The organism is Spiroplasma endosymbiont of Dactylopius coccus, from assembly GCF_977110965.1.
The window spans coordinates 1043811-1068171 of record NZ_OZ373019.1; the positions used below are offsets into that span (position 1 = coordinate 1043811).

General features: G+C 23.8%; 32 protein-coding genes and 1 pseudogene. 4 read left to right on the forward strand and 29 right to left on the reverse strand.

Annotation, left to right across the window (positions count from 1 at the left end):
- Positions 1–88: 88 nt before the first annotated feature.
- From ACXUB0_RS06520 to ACXUB0_RS06595, 16 genes are all read right to left on the reverse strand, one after another.
- Positions 89–328, reverse strand: coding sequence for a hypothetical protein (locus tag ACXUB0_RS06520; RefSeq protein WP_458258160.1), 240 nt, complete (start codon positions 326–328; stop codon positions 89–91).
- Positions 329–472: 144 nt separating this feature from the next.
- Positions 473–1498 carry a hypothetical protein gene (locus tag ACXUB0_RS06525; RefSeq protein WP_458258161.1) on the reverse strand — a complete coding sequence of 342 codons (1026 nt, stop codon included), beginning with the start codon at positions 1496–1498 and terminating at the stop codon, positions 473–475.
- A gap of 712 nt (positions 1499–2210) precedes the next feature.
- A complete protein-coding gene (locus ACXUB0_RS06530) occupies positions 2211–3353 on the reverse strand; it encodes a hypothetical protein (protein ID WP_458258162.1) in 1143 nt (380 codons plus the stop codon).
- Positions 3354–3774: 421 nt separating this feature from the next.
- Positions 3775–4257 carry a hypothetical protein gene (locus tag ACXUB0_RS06535; RefSeq protein ID WP_458258163.1) on the reverse strand — a complete coding sequence of 161 codons (483 nt, stop codon included), beginning with the start codon at positions 4255–4257 and terminating at the stop codon, positions 3775–3777.
- Positions 4173–5293, reverse strand: a protein-coding gene (locus ACXUB0_RS06540; RefSeq protein WP_458257454.1) for an IS3 family transposase whose coding sequence is annotated in 2 segments (ribosomal slippage) — positions 4173–5017 and positions 5017–5293 — 1122 coding nt in all. Because the reading frame shifts where the segments join, the coding sequence is not laid out codon by codon here. Before ACXUB0_RS06540 ends, ACXUB0_RS06535 begins: the two co-directional genes overlap by 85 nt.
- A gap of 47 nt (positions 5294–5340) precedes the next feature.
- Positions 5341–5700: a hypothetical protein gene (locus ACXUB0_RS06545; protein ID WP_458258164.1), complete on the reverse strand. Its 360-nt coding sequence runs from the start codon at positions 5698–5700 to the stop codon at positions 5341–5343.
- Positions 5701–5718: 18 nt separating this feature from the next.
- On the reverse strand, positions 5719–5847 hold the full coding sequence (locus ACXUB0_RS06550; RefSeq protein ID WP_458258165.1) for a hypothetical protein: 129 nt from the start codon (positions 5845–5847) through the stop codon (positions 5719–5721).
- 489 nt (positions 5848–6336) lie between these two features.
- Positions 6337–6522, reverse strand: coding sequence for a hypothetical protein (locus ACXUB0_RS06555; RefSeq protein WP_458257413.1), 186 nt, complete (start codon positions 6520–6522; stop codon positions 6337–6339).
- A 5-nt stretch (positions 6523–6527) separates the two neighbouring features.
- Entirely contained in the window at positions 6528–6713 is a 186-nt protein-coding gene (locus ACXUB0_RS06560) for a hypothetical protein (protein ID WP_458257920.1), read from the reverse strand.
- Between the two features lie 40 nt (positions 6714–6753).
- Complete coding sequence (locus ACXUB0_RS06565) at positions 6754–6912, reverse strand: hypothetical protein (RefSeq protein WP_458258166.1); 159 nt, start codon at positions 6910–6912, stop codon at positions 6754–6756.
- Positions 6913–6927: 15 nt separating this feature from the next.
- Entirely contained in the window at positions 6928–7752 is an 825-nt protein-coding gene (locus tag ACXUB0_RS06570; RefSeq protein ID WP_458258167.1) for a hypothetical protein, read from the reverse strand.
- Position 7753: 1 nt separating this feature from the next.
- Entirely contained in the window at positions 7754–7999 is a 246-nt protein-coding gene (locus tag ACXUB0_RS06575) for a hypothetical protein (protein ID WP_286640816.1), read from the reverse strand.
- Positions 8000–8002: 3 nt separating this feature from the next.
- Entirely contained in the window at positions 8003–8161 is a 159-nt protein-coding gene (locus ACXUB0_RS06580; protein ID WP_174480107.1) for a hypothetical protein, read from the reverse strand.
- 3 nt (positions 8162–8164) lie between these two features.
- Positions 8165–8500 carry a hypothetical protein gene (locus ACXUB0_RS06585; RefSeq protein ID WP_458258168.1) on the reverse strand — a complete coding sequence of 112 codons (336 nt, stop codon included), beginning with the start codon at positions 8498–8500 and terminating at the stop codon, positions 8165–8167.
- A gap of 150 nt (positions 8501–8650) precedes the next feature.
- Positions 8651–9148, reverse strand: a complete 498-nt coding sequence (locus ACXUB0_RS06590) for a hypothetical protein (RefSeq protein WP_458258169.1) — start codon at positions 9146–9148, stop codon at positions 8651–8653.
- Positions 9149–9150: 2 nt separating this feature from the next.
- Positions 9151–9312, reverse strand: coding sequence for a hypothetical protein (locus ACXUB0_RS06595; RefSeq protein ID WP_458257487.1), 162 nt, complete (start codon positions 9310–9312; stop codon positions 9151–9153).
- A gap of 978 nt (positions 9313–10290) precedes the next feature.
- Here ACXUB0_RS06595 and ACXUB0_RS06600 point away from each other — a divergent pair.
- A pseudogene (locus ACXUB0_RS06600) lies at positions 10291–10536 on the forward strand (IS3 family transposase); the annotation flags it as partial.
- Positions 10537–10677: 141 nt separating this feature from the next.
- Positions 10678–10992: an HU family DNA-binding protein gene (locus ACXUB0_RS06605; RefSeq protein WP_286641782.1), complete on the forward strand. Its 315-nt coding sequence runs from the start codon at positions 10678–10680 to the stop codon at positions 10990–10992.
- A gap of 175 nt (positions 10993–11167) precedes the next feature.
- On the opposite strand, the gene ACXUB0_RS06610 is transcribed toward ACXUB0_RS06605, so the two are convergent.
- A complete protein-coding gene (locus ACXUB0_RS06610; protein ID WP_458258170.1) occupies positions 11168–12790 on the reverse strand; it encodes an MATE family efflux transporter in 1623 nt (540 codons plus the stop codon).
- Positions 12791–13106: 316 nt separating this feature from the next.
- Here ACXUB0_RS06610 and ACXUB0_RS06615 point away from each other — a divergent pair, with 316 nt between their 5' ends.
- Positions 13107–13376 carry a transposase gene (locus ACXUB0_RS06615; RefSeq protein WP_458258171.1) on the forward strand — a complete coding sequence of 90 codons (270 nt, stop codon included), beginning with the start codon at positions 13107–13109 and terminating at the stop codon, positions 13374–13376.
- Between the two features lie 150 nt (positions 13377–13526).
- Entirely contained in the window at positions 13527–14450 is a 924-nt protein-coding gene (locus ACXUB0_RS06620; protein ID WP_458258172.1) for an IS3 family transposase, read from the forward strand.
- A 170-nt stretch (positions 14451–14620) separates the two neighbouring features.
- Here ACXUB0_RS06620 and ACXUB0_RS06625 read toward each other — a convergent pair whose 3' ends face one another.
- The 12 genes from ACXUB0_RS06625 to ACXUB0_RS06680 all read right to left on the reverse strand — a co-directional run bounded on the left by ACXUB0_RS06625 (position 14621) and on the right by ACXUB0_RS06680 (position 24359).
- The gene (locus ACXUB0_RS06625; protein ID WP_458258173.1) at positions 14621–15775 is read right to left on the reverse strand and encodes a hypothetical protein; all 1155 of its coding nucleotides are present in this window, start codon (positions 15773–15775) and stop codon (positions 14621–14623) included.
- Entirely contained in the window at positions 15775–16770 is a 996-nt protein-coding gene (locus tag ACXUB0_RS06630; RefSeq protein WP_458258174.1) for an alkaline phosphatase family protein, read from the reverse strand. The genes ACXUB0_RS06625 and ACXUB0_RS06630 overlap by 1 nt, the downstream gene beginning before the upstream one ends.
- A gap of 139 nt (positions 16771–16909) precedes the next feature.
- The gene (locus tag ACXUB0_RS06635; protein WP_252320186.1) at positions 16910–17275 is read right to left on the reverse strand and encodes a hypothetical protein; all 366 of its coding nucleotides are present in this window, start codon (positions 17273–17275) and stop codon (positions 16910–16912) included.
- Between the two features lie 19 nt (positions 17276–17294).
- Positions 17295–17675 carry a hypothetical protein gene (locus ACXUB0_RS06640; protein WP_458258175.1) on the reverse strand — a complete coding sequence of 127 codons (381 nt, stop codon included), beginning with the start codon at positions 17673–17675 and terminating at the stop codon, positions 17295–17297.
- A gap of 179 nt (positions 17676–17854) precedes the next feature.
- Positions 17855–18535, reverse strand: coding sequence for a 50S ribosomal protein L1 (gene rplA / locus ACXUB0_RS06645; RefSeq protein WP_458258176.1), 681 nt, complete (start codon positions 18533–18535; stop codon positions 17855–17857).
- A 1-nt stretch (position 18536) separates the two neighbouring features.
- Complete coding sequence (gene rplK / locus ACXUB0_RS06650; RefSeq protein WP_174481438.1) at positions 18537–18983, reverse strand: 50S ribosomal protein L11; 447 nt, start codon at positions 18981–18983, stop codon at positions 18537–18539.
- A gap of 178 nt (positions 18984–19161) precedes the next feature.
- A complete protein-coding gene (gene nusG / locus ACXUB0_RS06655) occupies positions 19162–19794 on the reverse strand; it encodes a transcription termination/antitermination protein NusG (protein WP_458258177.1) in 633 nt (210 codons plus the stop codon).
- 19 nt (positions 19795–19813) lie between these two features.
- On the reverse strand, positions 19814–20245 hold the full coding sequence (secE, locus tag ACXUB0_RS06660) for a preprotein translocase subunit SecE (RefSeq protein ID WP_174481440.1): 432 nt from the start codon (positions 20243–20245) through the stop codon (positions 19814–19816).
- 11 nt (positions 20246–20256) lie between these two features.
- Positions 20257–20406 carry a 50S ribosomal protein L33 gene (rpmG, locus tag ACXUB0_RS06665; protein WP_174481441.1) on the reverse strand — a complete coding sequence of 50 codons (150 nt, stop codon included), beginning with the start codon at positions 20404–20406 and terminating at the stop codon, positions 20257–20259.
- A gap of 185 nt (positions 20407–20591) precedes the next feature.
- Positions 20592–21689 (reverse strand): hypothetical protein, encoded by a 1098-nt coding sequence (locus ACXUB0_RS06670; protein WP_458258178.1) that lies wholly within the window; start codon positions 21687–21689, stop codon positions 20592–20594.
- A gap of 72 nt (positions 21690–21761) precedes the next feature.
- Entirely contained in the window at positions 21762–23093 is a 1332-nt protein-coding gene (locus ACXUB0_RS06675) for a hypothetical protein (RefSeq protein WP_458258179.1), read from the reverse strand.
- Between the two features lie 21 nt (positions 23094–23114).
- Entirely contained in the window at positions 23115–24359 is a 1245-nt protein-coding gene (locus tag ACXUB0_RS06680; RefSeq protein ID WP_458258180.1) for a replication-associated recombination protein A, read from the reverse strand.
- Between the last annotated feature and the right edge of the window lie 2 nt (positions 24360–24361).

The window sequence follows — 24361 nt, forward strand, 5'->3', positions numbered from 1 at the left end:
AAGAAAATAAAATGTTAATTAACTGTCAGGTTAGAAATAATTATTCCCTTTTTTAGTTTAATTATGTTTAAAAGATTCCAAACAGGTTCTAAAATTCTTGTTGAATTAAATACTGCTTAATAGTTTCATTGTTAATATCTAGTGGAGCATTATATAAATTAGCATTATTTTCTGCTACAAAATCAGTAAAATATGTTTCATGATTAAAATCATTAAAACCAAAATAACTTAAAATAGAAGCATGTGTACTTTTACCTTTTAAAAAAGTTAATTTAGTTTTTTCTTCATTATTAGTACTTTTATCTCTTCTTAAAAATTTACCTAACATAATATTCACCACCTTTTTTAAAATATTTGATTAATTTTTAATATTATTTTTACAATGATAAATATAATTAAACCCGCTGTTGCTGATGATAGAATTACTCCTATTAAACCTAAAATAATTTTTATTATTTTAAAAAACATAATATTATTCCTGTAATTCTTCTAATTTTCATACATTACCTTTTAAATTACCTTTTCCAGTATAAATAGTAATCAATTTTGCATGTTGAACTGATAAAATTACTATATTAGCACTATCATTAAAGGTTTGTATTTGTACACCAGCAATTTTTTTATCAGTTATAATAAATTCTTGAATAGTATAAACTGGATTATATATACTTCAAGAATAATAAACTCTATAATGTTTATTTTCTTGAAAATCATAAGTAATTTGTCAATTATCTCATTTATTTTTTTCTCTTGTTCCTACTTCTTTTCATTGTGGAATACTTGGTGTTGGATTATTTTTTAATTCAATATCTCATTCATTTTCTCTAATTTCATTAGTTTCTAAACTATATGAATTAATTTTTAAAGGTTTTTCTATATCAATTTTTTCAGGAGCAATAATATCTAATGTTTTACTATTAATTTGATAAGTATTTTCTTCTTGATATTCTTCTAATTTACTAACAAAACCGTAATTAATACGACTTTTTTGTTTAATAAAAATTTTATTATCTTGCAATCAAAGAATACTTATTATATTATTTTCTTCAATAAAACTTTCTAAATAATTATTATTTGAAGCGTCAAATATAAATTCTTTAATAACGTTTGGGCTACTAGATTGACCCCAATTATAATAAACTTTATATCTTTTATCTCTTATAAAATTATAAGTAATATTTGTTTTATCACTACTAACTGTTCCTACTTCTTTTCATTTACCAATCTTTAAATCTTTTATTTTATCATCAATTAATTTTTTAACAAATTTAACAGGTGGAATATCATTATCTGCTGTAAAAGGTATACTACCTAAATTAATATATTCAAATGCACCCCATTTATTTTCTTGAACATAAATTAATTTATCTTGTTTTTTATCAATCTTTTCTTTATTTTCATTAATACCACCAACAATAGTTTTATTTTTAGTTTCTAAACCAGAAATTTCAGTACCAATAGCATTTAATTGAAAAGCATATTTAATAGCGTCATCCATATATTTCTTATTTGGAATATCTAAATCATCAGTTATAACTGGTTCATTTCTATAAATTAAAGTTTTACCACCAACATTAGTTTTAATAATTTCATTAACTAATCTTGTAGTACTATCTTTATCATCTTTATTATTAAATATTCTATTTTCATCAACTGAACTACCACCAGTAGCACTAATAGTATTAGTTTTTTCATCAATCTTAATATTTTCACCAGCAATTAATTTATCTTGTTTTTTGTCAATATTTAATTTATTTTCATTAATTGCCGGAACTATTTGTTTTTCTATTGTTTGTAAATTATTGTCATCTATATTTTGTTTTTTATCTAATAATTCATTAGTTTCTTGTTTTGTATAATAATCATGCTCAGTACTTTCTTCTGCTATAAATTCAGTTGGTGTATCTATTCCTTGATATTGATATATTTCTTCTATATCACCAATTAAATTAATTTTTCCACGTTCAGGATAAGAATTACCGCCACCACTAAATTCTTTCTTTTTATTGTTAGAACCTGTTTAGGATCTTTTTTAACTTATTTTTGATTAAATTAATATCATAAATGTTATTTTATAGTTGAAAAATAAATTTTTAATCGATAAGTTGTCAAATGATAAAATCTTTTTAACAAAAAAATGACAAAGAAAATAAAATGTTAATTAACTGTCAGGTTAGAAATAATTATTCCCTTTTTTAGTTTAATTATGTTTAAAAGATTCCAAACAGGTTCTTATAGTAAATCGTTCCGGTATTTAAAATTTTTTTATTTTGGATTTGTTCACTATACGTCATGGAATCAACATTTAGCAATTCAAATTCATTAAAAACATTATTTAAATAAATTTTAATTACTTTATAAAATTTCATAAAGTTATTTTCTGTTGAATATTGATAACTGATTTTAATAAAATATCATTTAAATATTTCTATATTATTATTTTCAACTTTTTTTCATAAAGGACTAGTTTCAATATTAAATCAATTATTTTTAATATCATTAATATTTTCATTAGTTTTAATTAATTCATTATTTATTTTAGTTATATTGTTTTCATTTGTAGTAATTCTTTTTTGTTGTTTAGCAGAAAAATCACAAGTTGGTGCATGCGTATAATCACCAATTTGTGGATTATTTTGTAATGCTTCGGGTGGTAATGTACCAATTTCATCAGGTCAATCTAAAATCATTGTTTCAGTTTCTTTATCATAATCAGTTGCAACATAACCTTTATTAACAAATTTACTAACAGGACCTCTATATATTTCATTTTCATTATCATCAACTAAATCATCATATAATTTAATTTGTTTTGATAATGTAAATTCTTTTTGTTGTTCGATTAATTCATCAACTTGATTTCTAGTATAAAATGCTTTTAAATCAATTTTTTCAACATCTATTTCATCATCATTATAATTTGATAATATTTGTTTTAATTCTGTTAGTCTTGCCAATATTTTCATTCTACTTGGTGCTAAATCTCAAACATTAATTGTAGGAATACTATTTGCACTAAATTGACTACCATTATTAAACTGAATAGTAGCATCAACATTAAATTCAATTGGTGTACGATTAAATACTCAATGTTCAGCGGTTACAAAAACCATATCTCTTAATGTTTCTTTAATTAATTCATCTTTAAAACTATCAAAAGGAAATTTAGATAAAATAAAACCAAGATAAGCATTAATATCATTTTGAGCACGAATAGCAAAAGTTTTAAATCAATCATTAACATTTGGTCATGTTTGTATATATTGCTGTGGTGTTTCTGTAATTTTTCCAGTTAATGGATATCAGTTATTATAATTTTCTAGACTGACACCAATTCAAAGTTTATTAATCATATTTTATCATTCCTTAAAAAATGCTTTTTTATAATGTTTAGTTTTTGTTTTAGTTTTTCTATGTGATATATGTATAATTTCTTTTTGTAATTTCTTTTTACCTTTTTTTTACAACTTGACTATATGCAAATTTTTCTAAATGATGTAATAATCCAGTACCAAATACAGTATTTACTGAAAATTTTAAACCAACACTTTTAAATGATTTATTAATATTTTCAATAGGATTATTAATAACATTTGCTACTTTATGATAAGTTCTTACGATTCTAAATATTTCTCTATATACTTTAAAACTATCTCTAATTATTTGTTGAACAACCGGTGGAGCAAATGCTATTGCTTTTAATCATTTATTTTGATTAACTCCATAACCAATGTATCAACCACTATATCAACGATATCAATGGAATGGATGTATTTAAGTAACAAAAGTTTCTGCCTTAAGAATACTATCAACAACTGTAATTGGTGTATATTTAGGATTACGATGATAAATAGTAATTGCACATTTATCTAATGACAAAGGTTGAATTTTACAACCCATAAATACTGGTGAATTTAATGGAATTAATTGTGCATGTCGAATTGCTCTTTTTTCTGCACTACTAAATAAATCAGTTGCTTTTTCTTTTAATTTATTAATTTTTTCATATGCTTGTTTTTCTAACTTTTCAAATTTTTCTTGTAATTTATATATACTTTCTCGTAATTTTTCAAAATATGGTGTATTTTTTCAAAATTTATTTAAACCTTTTTTAAAATAAAATCTAATATCAAAATATTTAAAAAATTTTGGAATGGCAACACTTTTTAGGACTATTTTTTGGTAGACACTTGTTCTTGATATTTGATAGGAGTTAAGTAGTTTAAAGTGCTGTGGATTCTTATGTTGTTGTATCAATTGATATAATCAAATAATTCTAATTTTAATTGGATTAATGATGTAAAATTTTTATCATTAATAAATTCAGTTTTGAAAGTTTTAAAAGTTGCTTCAGCAACAGCATTATCATAAGGACAACCTTTTTTGCTTAAAGATCGAGTAATATTGAATGCTAATAAAAGATTATTAATAATTTTATTGTTAAATTCATTACCTCGATCACTATGAAATATTTGGATATCTTTTAAACAGCGATTTGATTGCATAAATGCTTGATATACTAGTAATGCATCTTTTTTAACTCCAACACTATGTCCAATAATTTCTCGGTTAAATAGGTCTATTAATAGGCAAATATAGTTTCATTTACCATTAACTTGAACGTAAGTTAAATCACTAACAATAACTTCATTTTTAACCCTATTATTAAAGTTTCTATTAACAAGATTGGTTATTTGACTATTATTGACTTTATTATGATGATTTTTGAATGATAATTTAGTGTATTTTGATATTAAATTATGCTTATTCATAATTTCTTTAATTTTTCTGCGTGATAAATAAATTTCTTGGTTTTCTAAAATTTTTTTTAATCTTCTAGTACCATAAACTTCTTTATTTTCTTTAAAAGCACTAATAACAGCTTCATCATACATATTATTTTTGATTTTATTTTCTTTTTTCTTTAAGTTAAAATAATATGTTGATTTAGATATTTTCAAAAAACGACACATTGTGCGAATTTTATATTTAACTTTATTTTTAGCAATAATTTCTACTTTCTGCCTATTATTAGTGCTGCTTGCTTTAAAATATCATTTTCCATTCTTAATTGTTTTAATTCTTTTCTTAATTTAATTAATTCATTTTCTTCAACAGAACGATTATCTTTAGTTTTAAAACTACCTGAATTAGTAAATTGCTTAATTCAATTATAAGTAGCTGCTCTTGTAACATTGTACTCTTTAGCAAGACAAGACACTGACTTACCGCTTTGATATAAAGCTACTATTTGTTTTTTAAATTCATCTGAATATGAGTTAATATTGGCCATAATTATACTTCCTTTCTTTTCACTAATTTGTTCACTTGTCTACGTAATTAGTGTCCAATAAAATGTAACCATTGCATTGTATTTAATAAATTTTGTCCATTTTCAGCATTTAAATCAGCATTAGCAATTATTTCACCTGCAACTGCTTCTTCTTTAATTTCTTTTAAAATTTTAATAGTTTCAGCATAACTAACATCTAATCCTTTGCTTTTATCATTTCATTTTAGTATTTTCATTTCTGGATTTTTTGGTTTTTTAACTATAAATTCAATTTTTGTAGAATTAACCATTTCAATGGGAAAAAAACTTGCTCATGGTGAATTTGATTGTTTATAAAATTCTATAAATTCTGGTGCTTCTACTAATTTTTCGGTATTATCTAAATTTTTATTGAATGGTACTGCCATTTTTTATTTTCCTTTCTGTTATAAATTATTTTTCTTTTTATAATCCAATAAAGTACTTTTTATTGAATTTGGTTGATTTGTTATTATTGTCTGTGGTTTGCCACCTGTATTAATTGTTTCTTTAAATACTGGTTGTTCTTTAATCATTTTTTTAATAGTTTCTTCAATTTTTGAATTTTCTAAATTATTAGTTTTAAATTTTAAATAATCATAAAATTCAGTTTTAACTTGATATTTTTTAAATATATTAATAATTTCTTTTTCTTTAATTTCTTGATTAAGTTTATTTAACTTATTTTCTGCTTCATTAACTTTATTTTCTATTTCTTGTGAAGAAGCATTGTTTTCAGTTAAAGGTTCAGTTGTTTGTTGAACATTATTTTCATTTTCTAAGAACCTGTTTAGGATCTTTTTTAACTTATTTTTGATTAAATTAATATCATAAATGTTATTTTATAGTTGAAAAATAAATTTTTAATCGATAAGTTGTCAAATGATAAAATCTTTTTAACAAAAAAATGACAAAGAAAATAAAATGTTAATTAACTGTCAGGTTAGAAATAATTATTCCCTTTTTTAGTTTAATTATGTTTAAAAGATTCCAAACAGGTTCTAACATTTAACATTCTCCTAATCTTATCCCAATAATCAATCTTTAACTAATTGTGGCATTTCACTTATTAGTTTTTTATAATCATTAACAGCATTTTCTAATATATCAATATCAGAAAATTTAAAACAATTTCCTATATCTAAATCAAAATCTCTATCAATTTTGATATTATTTTTTCTATATTTTTCATTAAATTCAATTTTTGTCATATTATTTATTCTCCTTTATTAATTTTTTCGTTTAATTTTGCTAATTTTTTTTGGTGTTTTATAATTTTGTTATTTGCTCTAACATGTTTTGGAGTTGTGATAAATCTTTTTAATAAAACAATAATTTCTCTGCAAATTAATGTTCCAACACTTGTTCCAATAATTATTAATTCATGTAAAAATTCTTTCATTTCAATATTTTCCTTTCAACTATTTATTTTTAATTTTTAATTATTCATCAAATTGACCGCCATTAATTCTTTCAATCATTGACTGTGAATTACTTATAATAGTTACTAATAAAGATATTTCTTTATTTAATTGTTCCATTCTTTCTTTATATGTCTGAATTTCATTATTATAATATTTAATCAATTTTTCTTTATTCATTGCTTTTCACCTCCCTTATAAACTCATGTGATTGTAATCTCAATTTAATGAAGCATTATCAGTATTTAATGGTACTTCGCTTAGATTATCACTACCATATTGACTAGTTGTTTCACTATTAATAGTAAATCTATTGTCATTAATTAATCTTGCAGTTTCATCATTAAATGATGTTTCTTGCATTTCTTCATTATGATGTGTAGTTTCCATAGGTAGTAAATTATGTATAATTTCACTTGCACCAGCAATTATGGTAGGTACTGCATAAGCATTATTAAAATCATTATTTATACCCATTGCTACACCACTTGATATTAAACATCCACCAGTTGCCATATTACAAATTTTTCTTATTGTTTCAAATTTATTAGGTATTAACTCAGTTAATCCACTAATAAGATTTGAAATACCATAAGCATTTAAACTAATATATGTATCTCAATCCATTAATGACTGATTATCTTGTTTATCTAATAATAATCATGGTTGACCCTCAGTTGTAGTTGTAGTAGTTATTGGAGTTGGTGTTGTTGGAATAATTGGAGTAATATTATTTTCTGTTCATTTACTATAATTTGCTAAACCAATTGTTCCTAAACCTAAAATAATTTTTTTAGAACTATTAATTAATTTAGTTTTAGTATTTGGTCTTTGATTTAAATTTCATATATCTAAACCTAATTTTTTACCAAATAATAAACTATTAATTGAACCTAATACTGGATTTGCAATTACTTGACCATAATAAGCACTTATACCTATCATTGCACAAATTGGACTTATTCCAGTTCTAATTAATTTAGTTAAAGTATAATTTGATTGTGTATTTTCGTTTGGCATTTTATTCTCCTTTAATTTCTAATTTTTTAACTGTTACTTTAATTCAACCTTGATAAACATCATTATCACCAACTATTAATGCAACATTACTTTCGGGGTCAGAAACAATTATGTGTTTTGATTTAACATTTGGATATTGTCTTAAAATAATTGCTCTAATATCATTACTTGTATGAATTGCTTTTGGAAATGGTGATAATATTTCAATTTCATCTTTATTTTCAAACAAAGTAGGTAATATTATCATTAATTATTTCTCCTTATTTTTAATTTGATTAGCAATTTCACTTAATATTTTTAATACTTTATATTCATTTTTTAATTCTTTAATAATAAATATTAAAAATATTATTAGTGTTATAGATGTTATTAATATTGGTACTATTAATAAAATTTTTCATAATATCATTTTTTACTCTTTTCATTTTTTAAATCATTTAACATTAATTGAACAAAATGCACGATTTTTAGGAATATTTAAAGTATTAAAGATTTCACCAGTTACTATAATTTCATCGTTTTTGTTTAATAAAATACAGCGTCTATAAAGTTTTGGTTTATTAAAAATTAAAGTAACATAGTTTAATCCATTTCATTGACCTCGAACACTATAATATAATTCTTTATTACCTTTTTCATAATATTTTGCTTCAATAGTGTTACTCAGTTTTACTGTTAATTTGACATAATTTTCTTTATTTTTCATTTTTATAATTTCCTTAGAACCTGTTTGGAATCTTTTAAACATAATTAAACTAAAAAAGGGAATAATTATTTCTAACCTGACAGTTAATTAACATTTTATTTTCTTTGTCATTTTTTTGTTAAAAAGATTTTATCATTTGACAACTTATCGATTAAAAATTTATTTTTCAACTATAAAATAACATTTATGATATTAATTTAATCAAAAATAAGTTAAAAAAGATCCTAAACAGGTTCTTAAATAATTGTCAAAAATTAATATTTTTTTATGATTTTTTAAATAATATTGAATATGCTTATATGCATCTTGTTCATGTTTTGTTAATTTTATATTTCCTTTATAATTTGTTATTTTATTTTTATTTTTTGGTTGGTTTTCTAGATAATCTCAATTCATAACATCTTGTACTAATACCATTAATGCACCAATAATTTTAGGGGTTGCTAATGGATTAGTTAATAATTGTTTTGAACTTAAAAAGAAATTTTCTACAATAACTAATATTTTTTTATTAATAAATTTTTCTTTAATTAATTGAAATTTTTCTTTATAAATATTTTTAGTTCATAAAACAGTTAATGTATTGAATGTTTCATTAAAAATAATATTATTAGTTTCATTTGAATATATAACAATTCCATTATTACCAATACCAGCAGGGTCAATTCCAATAATTAATTCATATTTCATTATTAATCAAATTCTCTGCATTGTATTTTATTAATTAAAATTTTAATAATATCAATTGAACCTTTTAATTTATTTAAATAATATATGTCTTTTTCTTTATTATATTGTTCTATATCACTATCTAAAATTAAATTTAATCAACTAATTAATTTTTGTTTATCCATATTTATACCTCCTACTTAACCTAATATTTAAAATACAGTCATAACAAATTGCTTTACTATTTTTATCTCTTAAAAAATATTTTCTTGTTTTTATATCATTAGTATTAAAGAATAAATAATCAAATTTATGTTGTTTACATGTTCAACAAAAATACTTTTTCATAATAATTCTTTCTAATATATTCTGTTGCTTCTAGCATAAAGAATATATATTTTGATTTTTAGATTATTAATATTACTACTATTCGTTTTATTAATTCCAGAAATTCTGGGCTCAAAAATAAATTGTGAAATTTTAAAAAACATCGAGGCATTCGATTCAATATTTATTTAATTTGTGTTAAACAAATTAATATTTTAATTGAACCGGCACCGCTCAATTTTTTTTACAAGTTTGAAATTTATTTTCTCGCCCAAAAAATTTTTCAAAAAAAAATAAAAAATAAAACCAACACTTGCTCACTGGGGAGTGGCAAGGTTGGTTAAATAAAGAATAGAATTAATACAGTAGGTCCCTACAACAGGTCTATATATACTAGTTTCCAATTCGCTCCCACCCCAAGAATTACCATTACTGGTTAGCATATTTTATTAGGTATCACTCCACTTTTTATTTATCCATGCAAGTCCACATGCTAGCTACTATTTTTAACAACTGTGTTGTAGTTCACTTTTTTAGTTCCCTAACACGTGTTGATAATAGTATTAAAGAAAGTTATTAAAAATTTTAAAATTTTACAATTACAAAAAAAGACAAGAATATTTCTTGTCTTTTTCCTTAATAATAACTTTGAGAATAATTTTTATTTTTTTTAAATGTATATTTTTTAAAATACGTCGAATATAAATTTAAATTTAAGGGTAAAAGAGAGTAATTTTGTCTAATTTTCATTATTTTTCAAATAATTCATTTTTGGAAATAAGTTACTAATATGATAATAAATTATTTCGTAACTTTGACAACCGCCCAATAATCTTTTATTAGCATTCAATATTACTCGATCTTTAAGCAAAAAAGGTTGTCCTTATGATAATGCTGTTGCTGAAGCAACTTTTAAAACTTTCAAAACAGAATTTATTAATGATAAAAATTTTACATCATTAATCCAATTAAAATTAGAATTATTTGATTATATCAATTGATACAACAACATAAGAATCCACAGCACTTTAAACTACTTAACTCCTATCAAATATCAAGAACAAGTGTCTACCAAAAAATAGTCCTAAAAAGTGTTGCCATTCCAAATTTATATATTCAAATCTTATTTTTTTACTAGTCTTTGATTTTCATTAAATAAGGTTTTTTTAAAAAATGTTATATAATAATAAGTATCATTTAAGGCATGTTTTTATAGCATACTTATGGTAATTGGTGAAGAAAGGGTTGAAAATTTTATGCAAAAAAGTCAGATAGCACGAGCTGTACAAAAAAAATTAGAATTATCAGAAAAAGAATACAAAGAAGTGTTAGAATTTATCTTAGATAAAATTGCTACTGCTTTAATTAAAGGAGAAAAAGTAACACTACGTAACTTTGGAACTTTTACTATTAAATACCGCAAAGCTCGACCGGGAGTAAATCCACAAAATTCAGAACCGATGGCTATTCCTAGAAAGCGAGTAGTTAAATTTAATTCTTGTAAAGCATTAAAAAAGAGAGTTAATGAAGGTAAATAAATATTTTATTTTAGGAATGACTTCAATCAAATATAGATTGTATATTCATTCCTTTTAATTTGTAAAATTAGCAACCTTTTTTAATCTTAAATAATTAAAAAAATACTCTGTTTTAAATGAGTATTTTTTATTTTCTTCATATATTATAATATTAAGATATATTTTTATAAATTACTTAATCTATTATATTTTTATTAAGTACTTTTTTTTCTGATAAATTAGATATTTGCATTTTTTTATCTTTAGTTGTATGAATAAATGGTTTAGATTTTAAAAATGTATAAATTAATAATGGTAATAATATAAAAGCAGCAAATAAATCAATAAAGCCAAGAAATAAATAAAAATAAAAACAATTATGAGAAACATGTGCAACATAATATCCTAAACTTAAACAAACAATTGGCATTATAATTGTTCGTTGTAAACTAGCAAATAATGACAATTTACCACGATTAATTGATTGATAGAAAATAACAACAACATAATGTAGTGTAGCTAATGGATAAAAAGCAAACTGCATAATAATATAAACTTTAAAGAATTTTGCCATTTCTAAATCTACGCCAAAGAAATGCATCATATATTGTCCTGCTATTACTACTAATAATACTGAACCAATTAGCAACAATAAAAGTAATAAAGTTAAACGTCACATCAATTGTCAAACACGACTAAAGTCCTTTGAACCATAAACATAACCAATTAATGCTCTTGCTCCCTGCGTAATTCCAATAATAGGTGCATTAATTAAAATTAACCAAGGCATAATACCGCCATATAATTGAACAAAAACCGGAATACCAGTACTTCCTCCACCATGATAGTCTGGAGGTGGCAATGTATTTAAAATTTTAGTAGTAACCATTGCCAAAATACTTTGGGCAATATTTTGTAATAAAGAAGTTGCACCAATTAATAAAATGGCCGTTACTATTACTCATTTAAGTTTTAAGTGTGCTACTTTAAATCTTAAATTATCGGCACTATATCAAATAATACCTATTGAAAATAAATTAATGCTTGCTCAAGCAATAATAGTTGCATATGCAGTGCCTTCCATTCCTAATTTACCAGGAATAACAAAAATAAAATCTAAAGATATATTTACTAAACAAGCTGCAACATTAATTAAAATTGTTCATAACATCATTCCTTCACTACGTAACAATGAAACTAAAAAATAAGCAAAAAAAAGTAATGGTGTAGCAAGAATTAAAATTTGTGAAAATCTAACTGCTTCTTTAATTATTATTTCCCTAATTACTGGATTACTTCCAGCATCACTTCCAGCTTGAAATTCAATAATACTCTGACAACTAAAATACATAATGATCATAAGAACAATAGAAACTAAAAAAGATAATAGAAACCCATTTCCTAAATATTCTGACATTTGTTCTCGTTTATTTTGACCATATGCAATTGAAAACTTAATACCTGTTCCAGTTGCAACCATTAAAGCAAAGGAAACCATCATTGAAGAAGGAACAGCAACATAAGTAGTAGCAATATTAATAATTTTTAATGCTTGTTCAGCAGTTATCATTATTCCTGAATTTTGATAATTATTATAACGATCAATAATACTTTGTCCACCTCATTGTGTAGCGATTCATTTATCAAAAATTTGATAAGTAGAAAAAATAATTACAGCAATTAAAGGTGGTGTGACCATAATAAAGATTGCTTTTCATGGATTTGCCGTGCTAAAAATAGCTTGTCTTTTCAACTTGTTTATTGAATTTCTTTCTGTTCTTTTATTGAAAGTAACTTTAGCAAGATTTTCTTTTTCCATAATATTATCCTTTCTAACAAAATTAATCTAATTAATATTATATTTTATAAAAGCTCATAACTAAAATATCTATTGCTGTCACAAATAAAAAACATGTTTAGTATTTTAAAAAATGTTAGAATAAAAAAATTAAAATATAAATTTTTATAAAAAATATAATTACATTATAACCTAATAATAAATAAATATTTAAAAATAATCTCTTTAATTTATTTTTATTTAAAAACTATCATTACTTCCTGGATGGGTTACACTTTATTGGACACTAATTACGTAGACAAGTGAACAAATTAGTGAAAAGAAAGGAAGTATAATTATGGCCAATATTAACTCATATTCAGATGAATTTAAAAAACAAATAGTAGCTTTATATCAAAGCGGTAAGTCAGTGTCTTGTCTTGCTAAAGAGTACAATGTTACAAGAGCAGCTACTTATAATTGAATTAAGCAATTTACTAATTCAGGTAGTTTTAAAACTAAAGATAATCGTTCTGTTGAAGAAAATGAATTAATTAAATTAAGAAAAGAATTAAAACAATTAAGAACCTGTTTAGGATCTTTTTTAACTTATTTTTGATTAAATTAATATCATAAATGTTATTTTATAGTTGAAAAATAAATTTTTAATCGATAAGTTGTCAAATGATAAAATCTTTTTAACAAAAAAATGACAAAGAAAATAAAATGTTAATTAACTGTCAGGTTAGAAATAATTATTCCCTTTTTTAGTTTAATTATGTTTAAAAGATTCCAAACAGGTTCTAAGAATGGAAAATGATATTTTAAAGCAAGCAGCACTAATAATAGGCAGAAAGTAGAAATTATTGCTAAAAATAAAGTTAAATATAAAATTCGCACAATGTGTCGTTTTTTGAAAATATCTAAATCAACATATTATTTTAACTTAAAGAAAAAAGAAAATAAAATCAAAAATAATATGTATGATGAAGCTGTTATTAGTGCTTTTAAAGAAAATAAAGAAGTTTATGGTACTAGAAGATTAAAAAAAATTTTAGAAAACCAAGAAATTTATTTATCACGCAGAAAAATTAAAGAAATTATGAATAAGCATAATTTAATATCAAAATACACTAAATTATCATTCAAAAATCATCATAATAAAGTCAATAATAGTCAAATAACCAATCTTGTTAATAGAAACTTTAATAATAGGGTTAAAAATGAAGTTATTGTTAGTGATTTAACTTACGTTCAAGTTAATGGTAAATGAAACTATATTTGCCTATTAATAGACCTATTTAACCGCGAAATTATTGGACATAGTGTTGGAGTTAAAAAAGATGCATTACTAGTATATCAAGCATTTATGCAATCAAATCGTTGTTTAAAAGATATCCAAATATTTCATAGTGATCGAGGTAATGAATTTAACAATAAAATTATTAATAATCTTTTATTAGCATTCAATATTACTCGATCTTTAAGCAAAAAAGGTTGTCCTTATGATAATGCTGTTGCTGAAGCAACTTTTAAAACTTTCAAAACTGAATTTATTAATGATAAAAATTTTACATCATTAATCCAATTAAAATTAGAATTATTTGATTATATCAATTGATACAACAACATAAGAATCCACAGCACTTTAAACTACTTAACTCCTATCAAATATCAAGAACAAATGTCTACCAAAAAATAGTCCTAAAAAGTGTTGCCATTCCAAATGCTTTCATAAATTAATCCTCCCTCTTTTTAACACTAATTTTAGTAAAATTTTATCATTTTTCAAATAAAGATGGTTGATTATAAAATGAGGGAAATGGTTAATAATTAAAAGATAATAATTATTTTTATTATAAGAGCAAAAAATTAATTATAATAATTTAATGAATAATTGCTTTCTTTTTTTTCTATAGCAAATACTTCAAATTTAAATAGTTTTACATATTGTCTTGATAAAAAAGCACAAAAGAAAATTAAAATTGACATCTTAACAAATGAGTAAATTATAGTAACAAAAAAATTATTATTTACAAATTCTACTGCTCTTCTGGCAACATTTAATCCAAATATTAAGCGCAATAATAAACCTGTCATAAATTCAACACTAATTATTTTATTAAAAGCAATATGAAAAAATAAAATAAAAGTAGTACCATGAAATAAAAAGGCTAAAGTTTTATTATAATTAATATTTAACATAATAAAAGGAATAAATAAAAATAAAGCTTGCAAAATTTCCATAATATCTCAATAAATTAAAGGAAAATAAAATATCATTCGACAACTAATAATAACAATAAATAAAGAAAAACTAAGTAATGAATAAACCACATTATCTTTTATCTTTTCTCAATTTACTCATCACTGAAAATTAAGACCAACTAAAAAAGCTAATAACCCAGGTATCAGTTGTAAAAATCCACCCTCACGAAATGATACATAAAATAAATCTCAATTAAAGTTACCATATCAATATAACTTACTAGTAAGTTGCAATTTAATACTAAATATTAAAACTATTATTAATAAAATACTAGTAATAACTAAAGTTATTATTTTAACAATATTTCAACTTTTATTACTTAAGGAAAAATGGTTAGTAACAACTTTTACTAATGCACTACCACCAATAATAATTCATATCATTCATTTACCATAATCAAAAAATAATAATTTAAATCATAATCCTATCATATAACCTGTTGTTACATATCCTTCTTTAAAAGCAAAAAAATCTAAATACATAAAACTTGTAACTAAAGATAAAATCATAATAGCTAGTATTAATTTACTATACTCTTTTCAACTAAAATTATTATTGGCACTTAAAAAACCAAATGATATCAATATAACAAATAACATTGGTGAACAAAAATAAGCATTAAAAGCATGTAAACTACCACCAATATTTAAAGTAACATTTTGTACATTATTTCAAACAATAAAAATAGTAGCAAGCACAATAAGTAGTCTAATGCCATTATTTCGAAAATTAATTTGTTTAAAATTGATAATATCCATTACTTAAACTCCTCACTATGATCATACATATTTGTCATATCAAAAAAAGGTGTTAAAATTGGCTGACCATCTCAAATTATTGGTGGTGAATTAATATCTAATAATCAAGCAATAGTAGCTGGAATATCATAAATTTTAATTTTATCTGGAATAATTCCGTGTTTTGGAATACAATTTCCTGCAAAAAGCAAAGGAATTTTTTGTTCAGCATCAGAAGAATGACCATGATATTGTGAAACACCTCCATGATCAGAACTAATAATTAATAAGGTATCTTCTCACATTTCTAAATCTTTTAAATTTTCAATAATACCTCCAATATATTTATCAGTCTGACTAATTGCTTGATAATATTCTTCACTATTTCATTCACGTGAATGACCTGCTAAATCAGGATTAACATAATAAAAAAACGAAAATAAAGGTTTATTACTTAATACGTTTTTGGTATTTTCAAAAGTTTGTTTATCATTTTCTGTTGCACAATAATTACCATTACTACTAATTAAAGTTTTTATATTTTCTTGGCCTTTGGGTTGAAAATTAGCAATCATTTCACCTTCGCTAGCATAACCAAATAATTTTTTTGAAGAACCATACTTATCAATAATAGAACTAAAAATACTTACTTGATCAGCTTTTACTTCAGCATGAACAGTATGATGAACATTCCACAAATCTTGATCAACAACACCATGCTTAATAGGATCTGTAGCAAATATAACACTTGCTCAATTTGCAGCAGAAGAAGTTGGTAAAACATCACGTGCTTCCAGTGTATACGCACCATGATGCATTAAATAATTCATATTTGGACTATAACCACTTTTTAATGCATAACTCGCCATACCATCAACACCCACCATAACTACATGTTTAGGTTTTTTTGCTTTAGGAACCAATTGATTAGTTGGTTCATTTGTTAAATAATCGTTACTATGTGGTACATAATTTAAAATTGGATCACGATAACTATTGTAACTAATAGTTATCATAATCCAAACTACTACTCACACAATATTTATTAGTAAAAAAACAATTATTTTTTTAGAATTAAACATCATAATACACCCTTTTTAATGAAATAATGATTATTAAATTTTACTATAAATAAATTTATGAAGTAACTATATATTAAATTCTTGACTTTCATCATCCTCTAACTAATAAACTAACTCCAAGAACAAAACATATTGGTACAATAATAATTAAAAAAATAATTGCAAAATAAACTTGTTCAAAAGGATGAGAAACATAAGTATTTTTAGCCGCTTCTATATCTAGTTGATCTCAATTATAAAACAAATTAATAATACCATAGTGTTTTAAACTTCAAAAACCGTTACCAAGAAAATTATTAAAATGATCATTAAAAATAGCTGTTCCAAATAATATTAAACTAATTATTAGAAAAAACAAAGTTAAAATGCATAAGAATAATCCTAGTTTTTGCTTTCAATCCCAAGATGTAACTTTTTTATATTCTACATTTTTATCCATATTTAACACTTACTAAACACTAAGAATATAATCAACGTTTAAAATAACCAAATATTAAAGATAAAACACTAAAACCAAGAAAGATAGCAGTTAAAATTACTGTAAATACAATTCCGACAACTACTTGCGCAAGAGGATAAGTTAAAAGTTTATCACTAGTAGCATCTGTTCACATTTGATCATAGCCAGCTTTGCTTAAAAAACTATCAAGTCCTCATATAGAAATAGCATGAAAGCCATTTCCAGCATATTGTGAACTTCCTCCACTTGGGGCTTTAAAATTGGCTGTTGCAATTAAAATTAGTCCTAATGCTAAACAAAGCAAACTAATTACCAGTGAGGCAAAGCCAATTTTTATTCCTCAATTTTGTTTCTTAAAAAGATTTATAAGATTTTTCATTAAGGTTTCTCCTTTACTACCTAATTATTTTATTGTTTTACCAAAATAAAGTATTAATTGGTATTATCACAATAAATAAATTATAGCGTAAAATTTTTTTAAATAATAAAAAAATTATGAATAAAAATATAGAAAAAATCATTAGTACTTTTACTAATGATTTTTTCTATATTATTATATTATTCTTCAATTAATACTTTAATACCAGGGCCCATTGCTGTAGTAATACTTATATTTTTAATATAAGCGGCCTTAACTGCTGCAGGCTTAACTTTTCTTAAAGTGTTAAGAATTGCTAAATAATTATCTTTTAACCCTTCTTGTGCAAATGATGCTTTACCAAGAATAACATGAATATTACCTTGTTTATCAACACGATATTCAACTTTACCTTTACGAATATCAGCTGTTGCTTTTTGAACATCCATTGTTACTGTTCCTAGTTTTGCTGTAGGCATTAATCCTTTTGGTCCTAATACTCTACCAATTTTTCCTAATTCACCCATCATTTCGGGTGTTGCAATAATAACATCAAAATCAAATCAACCTTTTTGAATTTTTTCAATCATTTCCTTACCACCAACAAAATCAGCTTGACTTTCCATTGCCTCTTTTTGTTTAGTAGTAGTTATTACTAAAACACGTTGTGTTTTTCCAGTTCCTGCTGGTAAAACAATAGAACCACGTAACATTTGATCAGCATGTCTTGGATCAACATTTAAACGAAATGCTGCTTCAACTGTTGCATCAAATTTTAATGATGAAGTTTGTTTAGCTAATTCTAAAGCACGATCAATTGGATAAACTTTAGTGTTATCAACTAATTTTGCAACTGCAAGATATCTTTTACTTCTATTCATATTAAACACCTTGCTTTCCATCTTCAACAGTAATGCCCATATTCTTGGCTGTTCCTGCAACAATTTTAATTGCATCTTCTAAAGAATAAGCATTTAAATCAGGTAATTTAATTTGAGCAATTTCTGTAATTTGAGCAATAGTAAGTGTTCCTACTTTTGTTAATTTAGCATTTGATGAACCTTTTGCAAGTTTCAATGCTCTTTTTAAAAGAAATGTTGTTGGTGCAGTTTTTATTTTAAAGTCGAAAGTTTTATCTTTATATGCTGTAATAAAAACTGGAATTGGAACCGGATTAACATCATCTTTTTGATCTTTGGTTTTATCGTTAAATTCTCTACAAAAACGTGGCATATCAATACCGAATGATGCTAAACTAGCACCTGGTTTGGCACTACCAGCTGGTAATTGAATAATACCTTCACGATTAATATTTTTTTTATCTGCCATGAGCAACTCCTCCTAAATGGATTCTCACTGTGGTCCAAACGAATAAATCTTCCACAAGTTTAAACATAATTAAATTCTATTTATATATATAAATAGTACTTTACAAATAATAACATCATTATAATTAGTAGTCAAATATATTTTAATTTTATTTTACATAAAAATTAAATAGTTTAAACTAAACTTTAATTTTTTTACAACTATCATATTCTACTTTAATTTCAGTTTGACGACCAAACATATCAACAGAAACTGTTGCAACACCCTTATCTTCATCTAATTTAATAACTTGTCCTTCTCGACCTTGTAAAGCACCAGAAGTAATATGAACAAAATCATTCAACTCAAAATCACGAATAATTTTTTTTATCTCTTTAACTTTAGGTTGTGATGAATTTTTAGAATTACGATATAACATTTCATTAACTTCTTTGGTAGAAAGTGGAGTTGGTGGTACACCCTTACCACTAGAACCAATAAATCCATTAATACCTGTTGTATTACGAATATCATATCAAGTATCTTCGGTTAAAATCATATGAACAAAAATATAACCCGGAAAAATATTTTTTTCAGTTATTTTTTTATCTTTATCTGGTATTGTTTCTTTAACAACCCTAACTTGAAAAATATTATCTTTTAAATTTAATTTTTTTTCAATTTTATTTTTCAAATCAGCAGCAACTTTATCTTCATGACCTTTGTTACAATTAACAATATATCATTGTGCTTGCTCAATTCGATGTTTATGTGTTTCTTCTAATGATGTAGTTTTCACTAAAGGGGTTTCTTTTTTTATTCTTTCGCTCATTTTTTGGCATCTCCGTTTTTTACATTATTTTTAATAAAGGTAATACAAATAGTAATAACTGCTCAATTCCATAAAAGAATAGTGCTAAGACAGCAATAAATAATACTGTTGTAATAAATTTATTATTTAATTGTTTTCTTGGTGTTCAACGAGTTCTTCTAATTTCTCTTGATAAGTATAAGAAAAAATATTTATGATAAGTTCTCGCTTCTTTTTTATAATAAAAACGTTCTTCAGGCGTACGATTTTTACGTTCTTTTTCTCAAATTTCGCTAATATTAACCTTTTTATTTTTATCGGCTGTTCGTGGATCAAAACTTGGTTTTCCTTCAGAAGTTCTTTTTGTTCTTAAAGGTTTAATTTTACGTAAAATATTAAATTTACTTTTTAAAAGAGCCAATTTTTCAGGATTAATTTTTGGTTTTTCTTTTGATTTATCTTCTGCACTCATGAAAATTTCTCCTAACGTGATTCCTTATGTAAAGTATGTTTTTGACAATGTTCACAATATTTTTTTAGTTCCATACGCTCTTTATATTTAATCTTATTTTTGTATGTATGATAATTACGATTTAAACATACAGTACAAATTAAAATTATTTTTTCGTTCATTAAATTCACCTAGAAAATTTAACCATTTTTAATTATATTATTATTTAAAATAAGTGTCAATTTTAAAATATTTTTATTTTAAAAACAAAGTTAAATTTTTAATCTTTCTTTAAAATTCATCATTTCTAAAATAATTGTACAAGAAAAAATAAAATAATAAATAAAAAATAATTTTTATTAACTTATTAACTATTAATACTTCCTAAAAGTGGTTGTCTTTCATTGGGTTCTATGATAACTTCTGGCATATCATTATTTGCATTTGTAACAAATGCCGGTTCAAACTCATAATCAGGAATTTTTAACTTTATTCTTTCTCGTTGACTACTATCTTCAATCTCCGTTACTAATTCCACCTTTTTATTTTCGGGAGTATAATTATCTATTCATTCTTTAAACTTTGTCAATGTTGGTCTTCAATCTTTTATTTTTCCGGGTTTAACAAAACTAGGAATTGTTTTATCTGAATGTCTCATTTCAAACTTATCTCAATTATTTTTTTCTAAATACTCATATATTTCCTTTAAATCTTTATTACTTAAAATACCTTTATATAAAGAAAAACTTTTCGTAATGTGTTCTTTTCTTTCATTAATAATTTTAATAATAATTTCCTCTTTACTATTTGAAGTATTAGATTTACTCATTGTAGAAAAATATGTGTGACTAACATCCATCATTGCTGAAATTGACATTAAATTTCCTCCCACAATATTACCATTTGTAAAGTTAATGCCTGCAGTTGCAAAAGTAGTAAGTGATTTTAAGTATTCAATAGTTTTTGTTACTTTTTGAATTTTATATAAATCAAAACCTGATATTCCACTAAGCACTTTAACTAATCCATTTGTACCAGTAAATAATTTATTTAATGCAATAGAAATCATTTCTGGAGTTAATTCATTACTTACAGCATCTTCTGTTAATTGTTCAGCAATTTCAGAATAAAGTCTTTCATCATTTGGTGGTAAAGTAGGAAAAGTAGGTAAATTTGGTTCGGTAGTTGTACTACCCCCAGTTTCATTTAAATTATATGCTTGTCAAATGACTCAACCACCAAATGCAGCATATAACATATCAGCTACTCCACTTTTAATTAATTGGTAACGTTTTTCAATATTACTATCCCTAGTAACAGACTTAAGTCCTGCTATTGTTAGTAGAACTCCTGTTGTCGTATTACTTCAATTTTGTGCACTTAATGCTCCTGCTCTAATTGGACCATGAAGATTATTCAACGCTCATTGTACTTCTGTTCATGTTTCTTCTTTATTTATTTTCATTTTATTTATTCCTTTCATAGTTAAAGTAGTTTTAAATTAAATTTTTAATTTTATTGATAAAATGATACATAATTATTCATTAATAATGTTACTAATTGTTCATCTACTAATATTTATTGAGAAAGATGGCCCAATATCAAAAGCACGAGATATAGAACTACTTCTAAGTTGTTGATATATAGTGTTTTCATCATGTCACATAAATATATAAATAACTAATCCTTGTGATTTATGACCTGCAGGTGACTGATTTACTACTCGTCAAACTGGTAATTGATTATCTTTGTCTTGAATTTTTTTTGTATTAAAGTTTAGTTCATTACTTTTAATTGTTGTTGTATTATTCATAACACTATAAGTTATGCTGTCTGTCGAATTAGCAAAAATTGTTGGATATAAAAATATAAAATTATTTCATGAATCAGCATAATCACTTCATTTTAAAAGCGTAGTTATTTCTGAATTATAATCTATTAGTTTTCCTCCATCTTTTGGAAAACTATGACTTAATGTTAAATTATTATTAGTATCCAAATTTTTGCTATCATATTGTAAATATCCAACGCTAATAATGTTACCAGTACTGTCAACTAAATATCTAATACTTATTTTTTTACTATTATTTTCAATTGAAAAATTATTAATAACAGATTCTAAATTTGGACTATCAATCATATTATTGAAAATATTTTCAGAAATTTTTTCTGCAATGCTTTCATTATTTTTTAAACTACTTTTAGTAATAAATTGTTTAACAAAGTCAAGACAAATTCCCCTACTATTTTTTGAATGAGACTGAGCAATATAATATAATCCCAATGTTTCACTTAAATTATCATAGTTCTTAATTACATCAACAATACCTTTTGTTCCGGTTAATGATATATGAGTATTAGCACCACCAAATTGAATAAAAGTAAAATTACTTTTAGACTTTTTATTTGAAATATAAGCTGTTGTTGATATTTTGCTCAAGTTTTGTTTTTGAAAAATTTGCAAATCATTAGTACTTGTTAATTGTTCTTCTTTATAATTAATAGCAGCAATTTCTTTATCAAACTCATTAATAACATCTTTATTTATCTTTTCAGGGTTATAAGTTAATTTAAAATTATCAATATAAATTTCTTTTACATAAGGTTCTAAATTTGGATTATCAATAATACTTTTAATATCAAAAAGATGATATATTCCATCTTTATCTTGACTATTTAAAATAGTACTATTACTTAAATTACCATACGTAGTATTAGTAACGACTTCATTAATTTCAGTTTTATTTTTATTTTCTTGTTTTAATTTATTAATATTTGTTAAATTATTAGTAATACTAGTGTTAGCAACAATATTAGTGGTTGCTAATGTTAAACTAAGTCCCAACCATAAATGTTTATTTTTTAACATTCTATTTTGCACCTCAGAATTTTATTTTTTAGTAAATCTATTATAAATTTCATTTAATTTTTTTTCATAAATATTATGGAGTTTTGGTTGATAATATTTCGTATCTTTTAACTTTGTTGGTAAATACTGTTGTTGTACATAATCATTAGCATAATCATGTGGAAATTTATATAATTTACCTTTACCTACTGATTTTTTTAATGTTTTAGATCAATTATGCTTCAAATAATCAGGAATTGGATATATTTTTCCTTGTAAAACATCACTATATGCTTTTTGTACTGCCAAATTAGCACTATTTGATTTCTCACTAAGTGCCATTTCAATAACTACTAAACCAAGTGGAATTATACCTTCGGGCATACCAATTTGACGAAAAGTATCAATAGCAGTTTTTACCCTAATTGCTAAAGCAGGATTAGCAAGTCCAATATCTTCGTAAACAATAATCAACATTCTTCTTAATAAAGCTTCATAATCACCAGTTGCTAATAACCTTGCTAAATAATGCAAAGCAGCATTAACATCACTGCCTCTAATTGATTTTTGTAATGCTGACTTTAAATCATGATGTTCATTTCCCTCTTTAGCATTTCAATTACTTGCTTTAGGCATAATAGCATTAATAATATCAATAGTTATGATTTCATTAGGATATAATTTTATTAATATTTCTAAAATATTAATTGCTATTCGTAAATCACCAGTTGCTAAATTACAGATTTTTTCTAAAATTTCATCACTAATATTAAAATTAAAAAATGAATTATTAGTAATTATTTTTTTTAAGCCTAATAACATTTCTTCATTACTAATTGGCTTTAATTCTAATAATAGACATCTACTTCGTAAAGCTGGATTAATTACAAAATAAGGATTTTCAGTAGTACAAGCCATTAAAATAAAATTGCCATGTTCTAAATATTGTAATAATAAATTTTGACGATCACGATTCATGCGTTGTATTTCTTCAATTATAATTATATAAGGTTTAGTATTTTGTGCTATTTTAATTAATTTTTCTAAATTTTCTTTTTTATCAATGGCAGCATTAAATACTCCAAATTCACATTTTAAATCATTAGCTAGTGCTTGAGCAATAGTGGTTTTGCCTGTTCCTGGATTACCATAAAATATTAATGATGTTAAAAACTTCTGATTTAATATTCGATTAATAATTCCATTTTTATCATTTATCAAATGACTTTGACCAATTATATCATTAACAGTAGTTGGTCTTAATATTGTTGCTAGTGGCTTATCCATAC